Consider the following 16358-nt stretch of genomic DNA (forward strand, 5'->3'; position numbering starts at 1 on the left):
AACTTTTCCGGTTTTTTGATGTGGGTGTTTTCTCTGTGCAGAGTCATTTAAATGTAGATCAATGGATAATGGCGCGTGACCGTCACCGTTTAAATCGACTGAAGAAGGGGAAAGATGCCAATGCCAAGCAGTATCAGGAACTATTTGAAAAATCCAATCTGAAAGTGCGGCAGCGGCTGGAACGTCTTCCAGACATCAAGCTGAATCAAGATTTGCCCGTTACCCAATACGCTGACAAGCTGATAGCCGCGATTCAAAAGCATCAGGTCATTATTGTGGCTGGCGAAACCGGTTCTGGTAAAACCACACAATTACCGCAAATTGCCATGCTGGCTGGACGCGGCCTGACTGGTCTGATTGGACATACCCAGCCACGCCGACTGGCGGCTCGAAGCGTATCACAGCGTATTGCTGAAGAAGTTGGCGAAAAACTCGGGGAATCAATTTCCTTTAAAGTGCGTTTTACTGAACAGGGTTCCCAAGATTCAATTGTACGCTTGATGACTGACGGTATTCTGCTTGCCGAACTGACGCATGACCGCTACCTAAGCAAATATGACACCATTATTATTGATGAAGCACATGAACGTTCGCTGAATATCGACTTCATTATGGGCTATCTGAAGCAGTTACTGCCGCGTCGTCCAGACCTGAAAGTCATCATTACTTCAGCAACCCTGGATGTAAACCGTTTTAGCAGTTACTTTAATGGTGCGCCAATTTTTGAAGTGGAAGGCCGCAGCTTCCCGGTTGAGCTGCGTTATCGCCCGATCTCGGAAATGAGCATTGGCGGTAGTGATGATGACGAGTTTGATGACTTTGAAGAAAATCTGCCTCGCGCTGTGGTCAAAGCAGTCGAAGAATGCTTTCAGGATGCACAGGAAAAAGGCCATCCTGAACACGCCGATATCCTGATTTTTGCCAGTACGGAGCAGGAAATTCGTGAGTTACAGGAAACCCTGATCAAACACGGGCCACGCCATACTGAAGTATTAACTTTATATGCGCGTCTGGCGCTGGCCGAACAGCAGAAAATCTTTAATCCTTCTGGGGGCGGGCGACGTATTATTATTGCCACCAACGTCGCGGAAACGGCTTTAACCGTTCCGAATATCCGGTATGTGATTGATAGCGGTTTTGCCCGTATTTCGCGTTATAACTATCGTTCACGGGTGCAGCGCCTGCCGATTGAAGCCATTTCTCAGGCAGCAGCCAATCAGCGTAAAGGCCGCTGTGGCCGTATTGCACCGGGTGTCTGTATTCGTCTGTATTCTGAGGAAGACTTCCTGAGCCGTCCAGAGTTTACCGAACCGGAAATCAAGCGAACTAACCTGGCATCTGTAATTTTGCAGATGCAAAGTCTGGGGTTGGGTTCACTCGAAGACTTCGACTTCATTGAGCCACCAGATCATCGTCTGGTAAATGATGGCCGCAAGCTCCTGATTGAACTGGGGGCGATGGTGGAGAAGAAAGCGTCTCATTCTAAAGATAATCCCCCTGAAGTTTCAGATGAAAAGCAATCTGAAACTTCTGCCCCCTTTAAGAAAGGGGGGAATGCTAAGGTGGGAGATTCTTTAACCAAAATCGGTCAGCAAATGGCAAAAATGCCGATCGATCCACGTCTGGCCCGTATGATTCTTGGTGGTGCACATTTTGGGGTATTGAATGAAGTGCTGGTCATTGTGGCAGCACTTGCAGTTCAGGACCCGCGTGAGCGTCCGGCGGACAAGCAGATGCAGGCTGATCAGAAACATGCACTATTCCGTGAAGCCGATTCTGATTTCCTGTTCTATATCAAGCTCTGGGAGACGCTGCATAATAACCGCGACAGCATGAGTGAAAATAAGCGTCGTACTTTTGCGCGCAATCACTTCTTGAGCTGGCTGCGTTTACGTGAATGGAAAAAAACCCATGAACAACTGGTGGACTTGGCTCAAGGTCTAAAACTGTCATTTAATGAAAAGAAAGCCAGTTATGAAAATCTGCACCGTGCCTTGTTGACCGGCCTATTATCATTTATCGCCAACAAGACCGATGAGCGTAATGTCTTTATGGCAGTACGTCAGCAAAAAGCACGGATTTTCCCGGCTTCTACCTTACACAAGACCAATACGCCGTGGGTGATGGCCTTTGAAATGGTCGAGACTTCCCAGGTGTATTTACGTACCCTTGCCAAGATTGAACCGGAATGGATTCTGCTGGCCGCACGTGACCTGCTCAAGCATCATTATTTTGAACCGCACTGGTCGAAAAAAGCTGGTGTAGTGAATGCCTATGACCAGATTTCCCTGTTCGGTCTGATCATTGAGCCAAAGCGTCCGATCAATTATGAAAAAGTCGATCAGGCAGCAGCGCATGAAATCTTCTTGCGGGATGCTTTAACCACTGGGCATTTAGGCATTACTCCACCATTTTTAAAACATAACTTGCTGAAACTGGAAGAAGTTGAACGGGTTGAAGACAAGCTACGCCGTCGTGACCTGGTCGTAGATGAAGAAACCATTTACCAATTCTATGCGTCTAAAGTGCCGCCTGAAGTGGCCAGCCGTCGTACTTTTGAAGACTGGCGTGCCACGGTTGAGCCTCAGAATCCGCGTTATTTATTTGTTGATGATGATGCATTATGGCTGAATGACCGTCCAACCACACAGCAATTTCCTGACTATTTACGTAATGGTGAACTTCGTCTGGCAGCGACCTATCGCTTTGACCCGAGTCATGATGAAGATGGCGCGACAGTTAAAATTCCACTGCAAGCCTTGGCTCAGGTAGATGAATCAATCTGGTCCTGGGGAATTCCAGGCTGGCGTCTGGACCTGATTGAAGCATTGCTAAAAGGCTTGCCGAAGGACAAGCGCCGTAATCTGGTGCCAATTCCAGATACTGCACGAAAACTCATGGCAAAAGTCGATGTACAGGATCTGCAGAAACATATCTTTGGTTTCCTGGCGTTCCAGTTACGTGGCGATCAAATCACTGAGAAAGATTTCAGCTTTGACCGGGTCGAACAGTATCTGTTACCGTTTATTAAAGTCACTGATGAAAAAGGTCGTGTCATTGAACAGGGTCGTGATTTGTCAGAGCTGAAAGCACGTTGCCGGGCTGAAACCCATAGTCCGGTCAAGCAGCTGAAAGGTGAATTTAAAACCTTCCCGGAAAGTTTTGTGTTTGAAGCCTCACAAAAAGTCACGGGTGTCGTGGTCAAGCAGTATCAGGCGCTGGTGCCGACCAAAGCCTTTGCTGCACTGGAGCAAAAAGATGAGTCGGGCGTGGTGATTCAGACCTTTAACGATCAGGCGGAAGCGATCAAAAAACATCGTGAAGGGGTGATCCGACTGGTACATATGCAACTGGGAGACCTGATTCGCCAGTTAAAAAAACAGATCTCCAAACCTTTGGCACTGGCTTATTCGCCACTCGGTGACAAGGCCCACCTAGAACAAATGTTAGTTTATGCCACACTACAAATGTCCATGAATGAGCTACCTGTCAATGCGCAAGAGTTCCAAAAACTGGTTGAAGATGTAAAAAAATCTTTCTTAAGTCATGGGCAAGTTACCCTGAAAGAGATCACAGATATTTATATCCAGTGGCAGGAAATCCGCCGGAAATTATTGGTTTTAGACCATTCTGTGTTTGAGAAAAATATCAATGATATTGAAGATCAACTTGATTTAATGAATCTTTCTGACTTTGTATATCTTAAACCATCCGATGTATGGATCGAATTTCCACGTTATTTGAAAGCCTTGATCTTGCGTTTAGACCGCTTGCCCAATAATCTACAAAGGGACAATTCCGCCATTGACCAAATTGATCAATGGATGGAAAAATTGTTCAAGTTTAAAGATGACCCTCGTCTGAAAGAATTGTACTTCATGGTCGAGGAGTTAAGAATCTCATTGTTTTCACAACCGATGAAAACAAAAGCACCCGTGTCTCCAACTCGCTTGCAAAAAGTATGGGATCGTCTTGGAATCAGTTAAGATATAGGTAATTCAGAGAAGGAGTTTTACATGGGCATCCGCATTACGGGTACTGGCTTGTTCCATCCGGAAAATGTCATCACCAATGAAGAATTAGTTGAAAGTTTAAATGCTTATGTGGAACTGTTTAATCACGAAAATGCGGACAAAATCGCTGCAGGCGAAATTGAAGCGCGTCGTGGTTCTAGTGCAGAATTTATTGAAAAGGCATCTGGTGTCCAACGCCGTTATGTTGCGGAAAAAAGCGGTATTCTAGATCCGAAACGTTTACGTCCGAATTTACCTGAACGTGCAGATGATGAAATTTCACTGCAAGCAGAATGGGGTGTAATCGCAGCCAAGCAGGCGATGGAAAATGCAGGCGTAACTGCTGAAGATATTGATATCGTGATTTTGTCATGCTCGAATTTGCAACGTGCTTATCCTGCCGTTGCCATCGAGATTCAAACCGCTTTAGGAATTAAAGGCTATGCCTATGACATGAATGTGGCCTGCTCGGCAGCAACATTTGGTCTGAAACAGGCCTATGATGCGATTAAGGCTGGTGCGCGTCGTGTGTTATTGGTTAATGTGGAAATTACCTCTGCACATACCGATTTTCGTTCACGTGACTGTCACTTTATTTTTGGTGATGTGGCAACCGCTTCAATTATTGAAAACACTGAAAGCAAAACCGGTTTTGAAATTCTGGATTCCGAGCTGTTCACCCAGTTCTCGAATAACATCCGCAATAACTTTGGTTTCTTGAATACCTCTGAAAATGCCGACATTGATGACAAGCGTTTCCGTCAGGATGGCCGTAAGGTCTTTAAAGAAGTCTGCCCACTGGTTGCGAAAATGATTACAGCGCAACTGGAGAAGAATCAGATTGCACCGACTGGCGTGAAACGCTTCTGGCTCCATCAAGCCAATGCCAGTATGAATGAACTGATCCTGAAACTGGTGGTTGGCAAAGAAAATGCCAAACCTGGTCTGGTGCCGATGATTCTGAACGAGTTTGCCAATACTTCTTCTGCAGGCGTGATCATTGCATTACACCGCACTGCCCATGAAGTGGAAGATGGTGAATACGGCGTACTTTGTTCATTCGGTGCTGGTTATTCAGTGGGTTCGATTCTGGTTCAAAAACGTGTGGCATGATCCGCAATAAATAGAGAGTAGACAGATTGCAGGCCAAGCATGACGGGCAGTGGATCAGGCGTTTAAGTGCCTTCTCCAAGTTATATTTTACCCCGACATTTTTAGGGGCTGAGTATATGGATGCCAGTCGACCTGCAATGTATGTCGGTAATCATTCCATGTATGGCATCTTTGATGCGCCGATGCTGATTGATTACCTCTACAACGAACATAAGGTGGCTGTGGTCAGTATTGCAGATCATAGCCATTTTTATGTGCCGCTGTGGCGTGAAGCCGTGAAAAAGTTTGGTGCCATTGATGGAACACAAACCTATGTGCGTGCTGCAATGCAGCAAGGCTATTCCATTCTGGTCTTTCCGGGTGGCGGTCGTGAAGTGCTCAAACGTCAGGGTGAGCAGTATCAGCTGATCTGGAAGCAGCGTTACGGCTTTTTAAAGCTGGCGCAAGAATTCAACTATGATCTTGTCCCTTTTGCCGCTCTCGGTGCGGATGAGGTCTATGAGATTGGCTTTAATGCCAATAAGATTATCCAGCATAAGTATTTTCAAACACTACTTAAAATACCACAACTCAATAAATTACTACGTCAGGGCGATGTGATTCCTTCTCTGCCCAAACACCTGTTGCCAAAACGCTTGCCCTTTTATTTTCAGTTTATGCCACGACTATCGATTGCTCAGGTGCAGACGCAAGAAGAGCTGGTTGAGTTTCGGCATAGCTTGCAACAGCATATTTATACGGGGTTGGCAGCGCTCACTGTGCAGCGTCAGCAAGACCAGCAGGCAACCGAATCCTCGTTGTAAATCCAAGTTGTGACATATTGAGATGCGCTATATTTAGAAGTCATCCTGCAGTGCTGTTTTATTGTGCGAGTACTGCCATAATGTATGGTCAAATAGTCACTGATCGATGGTCGAGGGCTCAACATGATTCAATATAAAAATAAAATAAATAGGTGCGTATATGGAACAGGGTGGTTGGGTAGCGCCGTTAAAATTGCTGGCACAACAATGTTTGCGGATTTCTCCGGAGTTGAACCAGCTTTATCTGGATCAGATGGCGATGATTGGTCATCTGACTGCACAAAATCTATTAAAAATTAAGCAGGGTCAATACCGGATTGAATTGCTGGACGGGTTGTTCTATATCCAGTTTTATACTGCATATGCACTGGACTCCGGAACTGTACCCGTTTTGGTCGAGAGTCATTTTTATTTTCAGCAATACAAAGCAGAAGCGCTAGAAGAATTTTTTTTACAGGATATCTATTTCCTGACTGGGGACTTGAAACCGCAGCATTCGCTGTATTTACGTGACAAAGCCAAGCAATTACGCAAACTGATTCTGAACCAGGTCTATGAAGCGGTAAATGGCCCAGCACGGGTATTGGCATTCCTGCGACAGATGTCGGTGGTTCAGGCTGAGATTATTGATCATCATTTAATAGAGGCCGGGTTGTATACAACACCAGTCATGCAAAACGTTGTTCTGGACGAACAGGATATTCCCCCGCAAATTCTTGAAAGCTTGCAACAGGCTTTTTCTTTGGCATTTCTACAGCAGGATGAGTTCCTGTCCATCCAGTCCTTAATGGACACTCTGGATGAATTCTGTTTTAGTGCCGCACAGTTTTTGCATCCGGCGACGTTTCGGATTATGTCCTTGTCTTTTGAAGAGCGTTTTAATTTACATGAACTGAATGATCACAGCGATGATATTCGGCTGTTGTATCGACATGCCGAGGAGCAGAGCCACCTGCTCGGTTTTGTCCGTTTGATGAACCGTGAGGTCTGGCATCGCGATGACTTATTAGCCAAACGAAATTTTCTGGAAAATCATCCCTATTTATGGCAAAAAAAGGTGGCCCGATTACCACTATTTGACTGTCATCGTGCAGTGAACTGGATTTTCAGGCAACCAGCCGAAGTACTGGACTGGATCAGTAGCAATATTCAGCACAGCAGCGTGCGGGTGGCAGTGACGGCCTTAAGTTTTGTAGACAGCCATCATATTCATCCGCAGATTATTCTGGCGACCTTACAATATTTTCAATATGTCTCAGCGCGACTGTTTATTCATAGCATGCATGAATATGCAATCCAGCATGACTGGTTTCAACATCAGCATAATCAGGCGGTGGTCTTAAAAGGCACACGCCAATCGATGGATGATCAGCGGATTGCCATCACTCCCTCGATTCTGTATCTGGACGAATGGATAGAACTGCTGCGTAACGTGGTCAAAATGGATGATCAGATCACCAAGAAAGTCTATTTGCAACTGAGCCGGGTGATGCAGGCATATATGCAGCATCTATATAAAATTACCACACATCTTCCAGAAGAAGTCTTGACCTATATTCAGCCTCAAAGCCAGCAGAATCGGGATTTCTATCATGTGTTGCAGCGCTATCGGATTCCTTTTGTCGAATTTAGACAGCTGTTTTATTTACACAGTGGACATGTGCGTGAGTCTGTATTTGACAGTTATGTGCGTGACTATCTGGTGGAATATTTTTCCAGTCATAACGAGATTCCGAAAAACCTCAGCTGGAGTGGATTATTCGCTCAGGCCGTGATCTGGCATGATCAGATTCAGAAGCAGGAAATGATGGCCAAGCTGAAAAAAGAGTTTGCGCTCGTAACTTGGTCACCTTTGACGCAGGCCTCATTTTTATTATATTTCAACTGGCGTTTTGAGGAGCTTAAAAATCTGGATCGTATTCTGGAAGAATCCAAGGTTTTCAGGAACTGTCTGGCTGCCAGTTATGCCCAGCAGATTATTGAAGGGCAATATGTGGCCTTTCGCATGTCGCATCCGGATGTGCGTTTACCTTTAATTCTGGGCTGTCGAATCGTCAATGGGCAAGTGATCTTCGATCAGTTGGAATATCCGAACAATCAAAAGGCAGAAGCTGAATATAGCAATATCGCGATGCATTTTATCAACTGGCTCAACTTGCAGGCTTAAGTGCAAGATTAAGTGGTTTTCCGCCATGACGCTTAACTTTTCTGCCAAAAATCGTTAGGCTATAGCCGTTCTTTCACGGTATTGCTCTTATGAAACAGGAAACTGCCCTTAAGTTACTCAAAGCAGGAGAAAATGTCTTTTTAACCGGTTCTGCGGGTGCAGGAAAAACCTATACGCTGAATCAATATATTAATTATTTAAAAGCGCGTAAAGTCGCCGTCGCGATTACAGCATCGACCGGTATTGCAGCCACGCATATGAATGGTATGACCATTCACACCTGGGCCGGCATTGGGATTAAAGACTTTTTGTCCGAAGATGACTTAAAGCGCATGAAAGAGCGTAAATACTTAAAAGAACATCTGGAAAATGCCCAAGTTCTGATTATTGATGAAATTTCCATGCTGCATGCCAAGCAGCTGAATCTGGTCAATCAGGTGCTGAAATATTTTAAGGACAGTGATGAAGCCTTTGGCGGTATTCAGGTAATTGTGGCCGGGGATTTTTTCCAGTTGCCGCCAGTCGGTAAGAATGACGAGCGTAATCGCGATAAATTCTGCTTTATGTCGGAAGCCTGGGTAGAAGCCAAGTTTCGGGTCTGTTATCTGACCGAGCAGCATCGTCAGGGCAATGATTATCTGAATGACATCCTGAATGCGATCCGTGCGCAGGCGATTAGCCATGAACATCGCACGGCTTTACAGGCAACCCGACATCAAGAAATCGGCGATACCTATACGCGTCTGTATACCCATAATATGGATGTGGATAGTCTTAACTTTAAACATCTGAATGAAATTGACAATGATCCGCGCCAGTTTGATGCCCAGTGTGATGGCAATGAAAAGCTGATTGAAACTTTAAAATCTTCAGTACGTGCACCAGAAGCCTTAACCTTGAAAAAGCATGCCAAAGTCATGTTTGTAAAAAATAACTTTGATATGGGCTATATCAACGGCAGTCTGGGTGAAGTGATCAGTTTTGAAGAAGACGATGAATATGGTGTGCTGCCCAAAGTAAAACTGACCGATGGCACGACCTTGGTGGTGGAGCCGGAAACCTGGTCGGTAGACAATGAAGCTGGTAAGACTATTGCCAGTTTCCAGCAAATTCCTTTACGCTTGGCCTGGGCGATTACCATTCATAAATCTCAAGGGATGACCTTGGAAGCAGCAGAAATTGATCTGAGTCATACTTTCGAGAAAGGTCAAGGTTATGTGGCGCTGTCAAGGTTGAAAAGCTTAAATGGCTTACGTTTAAAAGGCTTTAATGAGCAGGCTTTGGAACTTGACAGTTTAGCGATTAAAGCTGATCGTCGTTTTCAGGAACTTTCTGATGAAGCCGAAGCGAATTTTGAAAATGTCGATTTGACTGCGCAGCATAAAGCCTTTATTCGTCACTGCGGTGGCACATTGAATGAAGCAGAAATCCAGCGCAATGAAAAGAAAATTTCCAAGAGTGGCACGAAGCAGAGTTATGCCACTGCCACACTGGATGAAACCCGAGCACTGTTTGAAGAAGGCTATGAAGTTGTGGATATCGCGACTGAACGTGGTCTGACGCCAGCGACAATCATTAATCATCTAGGCCGTTTACACAAAGAGCAGGGACTGGATATTTCGGTGGCTCATCCGGGTGAGGAAGTGGTGGAGCAGGTGCGTAAAATTTATAAACGCTTAACCAAACGTCAAAGTGCTGAGCATTTTAATGATGATGGCTCGATTAAGTTGCGCCCGATTGTAGAACTCACCACGCCTAAAATGGCCTATGACCAAGTCCGTCTGGCACTGTTATTTGTAGAGTAATCCCCGAAATGATCCTTCAGAACTTTTAAGATGCATAGTTTATTCGTATACGGCACGCTTCGTCCGCAGCAACCCAATGCCCATGTCATGGAGCGGATTGGGGGAAGCTGGAAAGCCGCTTATATCCGTGGGCATTTGCAACAGCGTGGCTGGGGGGCTGAATTTGGTAGCCCGGGCATTCAGCTCAGTGATTCGGGCGAGACTGTTCAGGGTTATGTATTTATATCTGAGCATCTTCCCCAATATTGGGAAGAGCTGGATGCGTTTGAAGGTGATGAATATCAACGGATTCCGGTTAAAGTATATTTGGAAAACGGCGAGATGATAGAAAGTTTGGTTTATGCCTTAAAAGATTAGGCTCGGATTTGTCATGCAGTAAATTTCAAATTTTTATCAGGTCACAGCTTGTTAAAGATCATTCTATTTTTTTATATTACCTTTATTTTAGCTTGGAAAGCTTATAACCAAGATGAATCTTCCGTTGATCTGATGACATATCCTGAGCAAGCTTGAAACACTGCTTTAAAGCTTGGTGCAAGGTAATCAATAGATGACCTGCATATTATAGGTCATGTGATGTATTTTTGAGAAATCTTTGCATACTGGTGATGCGTGCTGATGATTTGAATCTATTGTGTACCAATCAATAAAGATAAAATCCCGGCTGCAATCAGCGGCCCAACAGGTACGCCGCGTAACACCGCCACACCTGCTACAGTACCAATCAATAAGCCCGCGACAATATCCGGTTGATTCGACATCAGTTTCACACCGCGGCCACCGAGCCAAGCCACAAAAACACCAATGGCAATGGCCAGTAAAGATTTCCAGCTGAGAAATGACTTGAGAATACTTTCTCCGGCAATTTTGCCACTCGCAATCGGTGCCAATACCCCGATGGTTAAAATAATAATTCCAATATTCAAACCATGTTGTTGTACATAAGGCAACAGGTCGTGTAGCGGGGTAATTTTAAGAACAATCAGTACCGCTGCAGCGATGGTGACAGCACTATTGTGACTGAATATACCACAGGCCAGTAATACCAAAAGAACCATCAAATTTAAATCGAGTTGTGACATGGGCGGGAGAGGAAACATGGAAAATGCCACCATTGTAGAGCGTTTCAGCTGGTGATACGAAGAAAATAAGCGAAGCAATCAATTTAGGTGTGTTTCAGGATAGAATGCACAACTCTTCACGCGATACAGGTTTAAGCAGATGCTATTGGAAAAAATGTTGCAGTCACAAGGTTTCGGTTCCCGCAAGCATTGTCAGCAATTGATTAAAAATGGTGCTGTTTCTATCCAGAATGAAGTGATTGATCATCCTAAACATAAACTGGATTTGAATGATTTAGACTTCGAGGTCTATGGCAAGGCCCATCGCTATCGAGAGAAAGTCTATATCGCTTTAAACAAACCGCAGGACTATGAGTGTTCGCATCAGGCCACGCATCATTTTAGTGTGTTTGATCTGTTTGATGAGATGTTGCTGAATCGTGGCATTCAATGCGTGGGTCGTCTGGATCAGGACACCACCGGACTGTTATTGTTGACTGATGATGGCCAGTTTCTGCAAGCGTTAACACATCCGAAAAAACATGTGGCCAAAGTTTATCAAATGCAAACGGCAGATCCAGTCACTGATGCTCAGCTACAGCAACTGGAACAAGGCGTTGAGCTACGCAATGAAAAAGGTATTTTTGCAGCCACTGAAGTGATACGTCTGTCTGAAAGCCGTCTGCAAATGAGCATTCATCAAGGGGTATATCATCAGGTGAAACGCATGCTGGCAGCCGTCGGAAATAAAGTCGAGCAATTGCATCGTGCTCAAATTGGTGCTTTGGCTCTGCCTGAGCTGGCTGAAGGAGAATGGATCTATTTAAATGCAGAACAGGTGGCTTTGGCAAAATTTCGTTCAGAAGAATAATTGAGTTATTCTTCTCAAGTTTATTTGAACGATCAGATTTTATCTCAGGAAACAATGATAGGTCTGAAACTCATTATCCTTAATAAATCCCATAGATTCATACAATTCATGCGATTGGTAATTGTTCTTTTGGGTTTCCAGGCTAATTCTTAAGGCCTGTTCATGTTTGGCAAATAAAATTGCGGTATCAATCAGTTGTCTGGCTGCACCCTGACGCCGAAATATCGGGGTGATATAGACATCATCCAGAATATAATAGGTCGAGCAGGCCACCGAAGAAAAACCCAGATACAGGATAATAAAGCCGGTAAAAGTATCATCTTTGGTATTAATGAAAATGACGGTCTGTCCATCTTCAAAACGTTGTTTTAAAAATTGGTAGGAGAGTTCGGGGTTAGAGGAGGTGCCATAAAATTGTCGATATTCATCGAATAATATCGCAAGCTGATTCAGGTCTGCTGATTGAGCGCGTCGTACGAGCATTGCATCCTCCATGCTAATTTTTTATTCATTATCAGCATCAAGCATAGCGAAGTTTGTCAGTGGCCGGCTTTAGAAATTGTTCGGAAATGCAACAATGTTAAATTTTGTCGCTTTCACCTAAAATGGCATTCAGTTCTTCAAATAAATCCAGATGATCATCATCGAGCTGGATTTCCTGATCATCCAGAGAATTGAGTGTTGAATTTGGCAAGCTGCTTTGCCCATTCTGGATCTCATTTTGCTTCAGTTTGCGCAGTCGGATCAGTTGTTCCAGATTAATATTCTGGTTTTCAATCGAGAAGGGGATCGATTTGGTAATCACCACCTGTTTGAAAAAAAGACGCACGGCCTGAGCTGGCGTAATCCCCAATTGCTTAAATACCGCAAAGGCTTGTTTCTTCTCTTGCGAGTCCAAGCGAATTTGATAAACTTCAGTTTTTCTCATAATATTTTTAAAGCTTTAAATTACTTAACTTTTCGCCTTTATTCTAATCAATTACGTTTGAAATTCAATCTTAAAGCGAGCGATTTCAGAAAATAATCTGTAATGACAAGCGATTTACAGTGTCAATTCAAGTCTGGAGCTGAAATTCATGCTTTTCTGCGTGATCGGATCGATGAATTGAATATGTTGGGCCAATAAGCTTAAAGGGGCAGAAAAATCATCTTCGGCTTTGTGCGCTATCCGTGGATAAAACGGATCATTCTGAATTGGAATACCGAGATGATTCAAGTGCACGCGTAATTGGTGCTGTTTGCCAGTGTGTGGTTTCAGTTCATATTTGGCCCATTCTTTATTATGTTCTAACAGCTGGATTGCCGTTTCGCTATTGGCTTCGCCGTTGACCACCTGCATGGTATAGAAGGGCTGACCTTTTTCCATTCTTAATCGTGTGATCAATGGAAATTCTAAATCAGCCTTGTATGCTGCAATCGCATGGTAGGTCTTCTGCACTTGCCGTGTGGCAAACATCTGTTGATACAGGCCACGAGATTCTACATATTTTGAAATGAGAACCACGCCGGCCGTTTCACGGTCTAGCCGGTGAATCGGTGTTAAATGTTCATTGCCTGTTTGTTTTTTGAGACGAACCAGCAAGGTTTCCTGTACATACTGACCGGTCGGACTCATGGTCAAAAAGTGCGGTTTATCGATCACCATGAAATGCTCATTTTCAAATAAAATCTGATGTTGAAAAGGAACATGCACTTCATGTGCCAAAAATCGATAATAAAAACAATGACTATTGGCCTGAAATGGACTTTCTGTGCTTAATTGATGGCCCTGCGCATCATAGACCAGACCTTTGGCGAAACGGGCTTGCCATTCATCTGCTGCGATATGCGCAAATTGCGTGCATAAATAAGCAAAAACTGTCGGGGGTGCATCTAGACTATCCTGCAAGAACACTTTACTGGCACTGACCCCATTTAACATGGGCGGATTAAACTCAACAGTCGGATGCATGGCAGGCAGATCAACCTCTCAGAAACAGAAATGGTGAAAAAATACAGTTTCTCACACAGGTGAATAGGCTTTTAAAGCGTGGCGATGCTATCATATTTATTCTTTTGCATCATGTCGTGAGTAATATGCCTTATTCATTTAATGTTACTTTAAATCATGAAGACGATACCCAGAAACTGGCCAAGGTTCTGGCCGAAAATTTCCCTGCGGGAGTCGTATATCTGATCGGTGATTTGGGGGCAGGAAAAACGACCTTAACGCGCTATTATTTGCAACAGCTGGGTCATCAAGGTTCGGTGAAAAGTCCGACTTATACGCTGGTCGAACCGTATCAGATCAATGGGCAGGATATTTTTCACTTTGACCTGTACCGTCTGAATGACCCCTATGAACTCGAATTGATGGGAATCCGGGATTATCTGGAAACTCCGAATGCGCTATTTTTATTTGAATGGCCCTCCAAAGGTGGCGATGAAATTCCGCAAGCTGACCTGATTATTGAAATTTTAAAATCTGAAGATGAACTGACCCGTACTGCAAGCCTGATTTCCTCTAATCTTGCTTTGCGAGAGGCTTTGGAGCGTCAATTTTCACATGTCGAATGATTTAAGCCTACGCCGTATCCGTGCCCTTGATCCTGCGCTGGCCAACCAGATTGCTGCAGGTGAGGTGATTGAACGTCCGGCATCCGTGGTCAAGGAATTACTGGAAAACTCGATTGATGCGGGTGCGACCGAGCTGATCATCCGGGTGGAACAGGGTGGCAGTACCTTAATTGAAATTATGGATAACGGCCGTGGTATTCATGCTGAAGATCTGGCATTGGCCGTCATGCGTCATGCCACCAGCAAAATCCAGAGTGCCGATGAGCTGTATGCGATCAGCAGTTTAGGCTTTCGTGGAGAAGCGCTGGCATCGATTGCAGCAGTCTCACGCCTGACCATGATCAGCAGTCAAAATGAGGATGGCATTGGTTATCAGGTAGAAGTAAACGGTACGGCTTTTGATCATCAGCAGATTCAAGCGGTCGCGGCTTCGAAAGGGACGCATATCCGGGTTCAGGATTTATTTTTTAATGTGCCTGCGCGGCGTAAATTCTTAAAGAAACCGGGCACTGAATTTGGCCACATTGAAGAAATTGTACGCCGTATGGCACTGACGCATTTTGATATCCGGTTTGTGCTGGAACATAATGAAAGCATCAAGCTGAATTTACCCGTGGCGGACAGCGGTGCTTTACGTTTCCAGCGGGTACAGCAGTTATTGGGTCGTCAGTTCACTGAAAATGCTTATTGGATCGATGCTGACAGTATAAACATGCGTTTATCAGGCTGGCTTGGTCATCCCTCAGATGCGCGTGCACAGGCCGACTTGCAATATGTCTATGTCAATGGCCGGATTGTCAAAGACAAAACCATTTCTCATGCCTTGCGGATGGCTTATGATGGCATTTTGCATGGCCATCAACATGCGGCTTATTTGCTGTTTTTAGAAGTTGATCCTGAAAATGTTGATGTCAATGTCCATCCCACTAAGCATGAAATTCGCTTTCTGAATCAGCGTGAAGTACATGAGTTTGTACGGCATTATGCCAAAGAAACTCTGGCACAATTCCAGACGGCAACTGCTGATTTAGCAACTGCGATGAAAGTTGATGATGAACCTGTTGCACTTGTACCGCAACCGCGTTATCAGGAACAGTTTAGCCTGCACCAGACTGCGCATGCGCAGCAGCAATTATCCTCTAACCTACCTGTAGCTGCTAAAGATGAAAATGAGGCATCGGATGTCCTGACCGACTTTGAATCTTCGCGGCCGCAAACGGTACATTATGCGCGAGACTATAATGCGTCTTATGCAGGCTCGCAGCAGCTGAATAATGCCCTGCAAAGCTATCTGGCACCGCTGCGTGATCAAGCGTCTGCCTATGAGCCACAAGTTGCAGAGCAAGCCTTGCAAAGTCATATACAGGCCAAAGTCGATGAACATCCACTCGGGATTGCGATTGCCCAGTTACATGGGATTTATATTCTGGCACAAAATACCGAAGGGCTGATCATTGTGGATATGCATGCAGCACATGAGCGGATTGTCTTGCAGCAAATGAAATCGGCTTGGGATAAACCTGAATTCTGGACATCACAGCAATTGCTGATTCCCAAAGTGGTCAACATCACTCGAATGCAGGCGATGCGGGTCGAAGAACTCAAAGAGCAGTTAATGCGTTTGGGGCTTGAAATTGACCAGTATGGTGATGAACAGGTGATTGTGCGTGGCGTACCTGCCATTTTGCACAAAGCAGATTTTGATGCACTGATTCCCGAGCTGTTAAATGATCTGGATCCGAATGATCAGGTACAGGGTCTATTGCAGAAACGTGACCAGATTCTGGCAGGTATGGCCTGTCATGGTGCAGTACGTGCGCATCGCATTTTAAGCCTGTCTGAAATGAATGCTTTACTGCGTCAGATGGAACACACTGAATTTGCCAGTCAATGTAATCATGGCCGTCCGACTTGGCGCGCTTTTCCATTGAATAAACTAGACAAACTTTTTGCTCGAGGAGAGTAGTTT

The 16358-nt window shown here is 44.7% G+C and carries 13 protein-coding genes; 9 read left to right on the plus strand and 4 right to left on the minus strand.

Annotated elements, in window-relative coordinates; translation table 11 throughout:
* Window positions 1-35 precede the first annotated feature (35 nt).
* The 6 genes from hrpA (at window position 36) to FTU90_RS08280 (ending at window position 10258) form a co-directional block, all read left to right on the plus strand.
* Entirely contained in the window at window positions 36-3986 is a 3951-nt protein-coding gene (gene hrpA, locus FTU90_RS08255; RefSeq protein ID WP_180072302.1) for an ATP-dependent RNA helicase HrpA, read from the plus strand.
* 30 nt (window positions 3987-4016) lie between these two features.
* The gene (locus FTU90_RS08260) at window positions 4017-5126 is read left to right on the plus strand and encodes a beta-ketoacyl-ACP synthase III (protein WP_005170328.1); all 1110 of its coding nucleotides are present in this window, start codon (window positions 4017-4019) and stop codon (window positions 5124-5126) included.
* Window positions 5127-5152: 26 nt separating this feature from the next.
* On the plus strand, window positions 5153-5929 hold the full coding sequence (locus tag FTU90_RS08265) for a 1-acyl-sn-glycerol-3-phosphate acyltransferase (RefSeq protein ID WP_159138341.1): 777 nt from the start codon (window positions 5153-5155) through the stop codon (window positions 5927-5929).
* Window positions 5930-6089: 160 nt separating this feature from the next.
* Window positions 6090-8096, plus strand: coding sequence for a hypothetical protein (locus tag FTU90_RS08270; protein WP_180072304.1), 2007 nt, complete (start codon window positions 6090-6092; stop codon window positions 8094-8096).
* 89 nt (window positions 8097-8185) lie between these two features.
* A complete protein-coding gene (locus FTU90_RS08275; protein WP_159138339.1) occupies window positions 8186-9901 on the plus strand; it encodes an AAA family ATPase in 1716 nt (571 codons plus the stop codon).
* A 30-nt stretch (window positions 9902-9931) separates the two neighbouring features.
* Complete coding sequence (locus FTU90_RS08280) at window positions 9932-10258, plus strand: gamma-glutamylcyclotransferase family protein (RefSeq protein WP_005097359.1); 327 nt, start codon at window positions 9932-9934, stop codon at window positions 10256-10258.
* 272 nt (window positions 10259-10530) lie between these two features.
* Here FTU90_RS08280 and FTU90_RS08285 read toward each other — a convergent pair whose 3' ends face one another.
* Window positions 10531-10983, minus strand: a complete 453-nt coding sequence (locus FTU90_RS08285; protein ID WP_005097358.1) for a DUF441 domain-containing protein — start codon at window positions 10981-10983, stop codon at window positions 10531-10533.
* A gap of 139 nt (window positions 10984-11122) precedes the next feature.
* Between FTU90_RS08285 and FTU90_RS08290 the strand changes: the two genes are divergently transcribed.
* Window positions 11123-11833 carry a pseudouridine synthase gene (locus FTU90_RS08290; protein WP_005097357.1) on the plus strand — a complete coding sequence of 237 codons (711 nt, stop codon included), beginning with the start codon at window positions 11123-11125 and terminating at the stop codon, window positions 11831-11833.
* 39 nt (window positions 11834-11872) lie between these two features.
* Here the strand turns inward: FTU90_RS08290 and FTU90_RS08295 are convergent, their stop codons facing one another.
* The 3 genes from FTU90_RS08295 to FTU90_RS08305 all read right to left on the minus strand — a co-directional run bounded on the left by FTU90_RS08295 (window position 11873) and on the right by FTU90_RS08305 (window position 13784).
* Entirely contained in the window at window positions 11873-12316 is a 444-nt protein-coding gene (locus FTU90_RS08295) for an N-acetyltransferase (RefSeq protein WP_159516028.1), read from the minus strand.
* Between the two features lie 97 nt (window positions 12317-12413).
* Window positions 12414-12761 (minus strand): type II toxin-antitoxin system RelB/DinJ family antitoxin, encoded by a 348-nt coding sequence (locus tag FTU90_RS08300; RefSeq protein WP_005097354.1) that lies wholly within the window; start codon window positions 12759-12761, stop codon window positions 12414-12416.
* A gap of 114 nt (window positions 12762-12875) precedes the next feature.
* Window positions 12876-13784 carry a pseudouridine synthase gene (locus FTU90_RS08305; RefSeq protein ID WP_005097353.1) on the minus strand — a complete coding sequence of 303 codons (909 nt, stop codon included), beginning with the start codon at window positions 13782-13784 and terminating at the stop codon, window positions 12876-12878.
* Between the two features lie 125 nt (window positions 13785-13909).
* Between FTU90_RS08305 and tsaE the strand changes: the two genes are divergently transcribed.
* Both tsaE and mutL read left to right on the plus strand, forming a co-directional pair.
* Window positions 13910-14389 (plus strand): tRNA (adenosine(37)-N6)-threonylcarbamoyltransferase complex ATPase subunit type 1 TsaE, encoded by a 480-nt coding sequence (gene tsaE, locus FTU90_RS08310; protein WP_005097351.1) that lies wholly within the window; start codon window positions 13910-13912, stop codon window positions 14387-14389.
* Window positions 14379-16355 (plus strand): DNA mismatch repair endonuclease MutL, encoded by a 1977-nt coding sequence (gene mutL, locus FTU90_RS08315; protein WP_005170358.1) that lies wholly within the window; start codon window positions 14379-14381, stop codon window positions 16353-16355. Before tsaE ends, mutL begins: the two co-directional genes overlap by 11 nt.
* Window positions 16356-16358 lie beyond the last annotated feature (3 nt).

Origin of the sequence: Acinetobacter sp. YH12200, assembly GCF_013418175.1 — a bacterium.
GTDB classification, from domain to species: domain Bacteria; phylum Pseudomonadota; class Gammaproteobacteria; order Pseudomonadales; family Moraxellaceae; genus Acinetobacter; species Acinetobacter pseudolwoffii.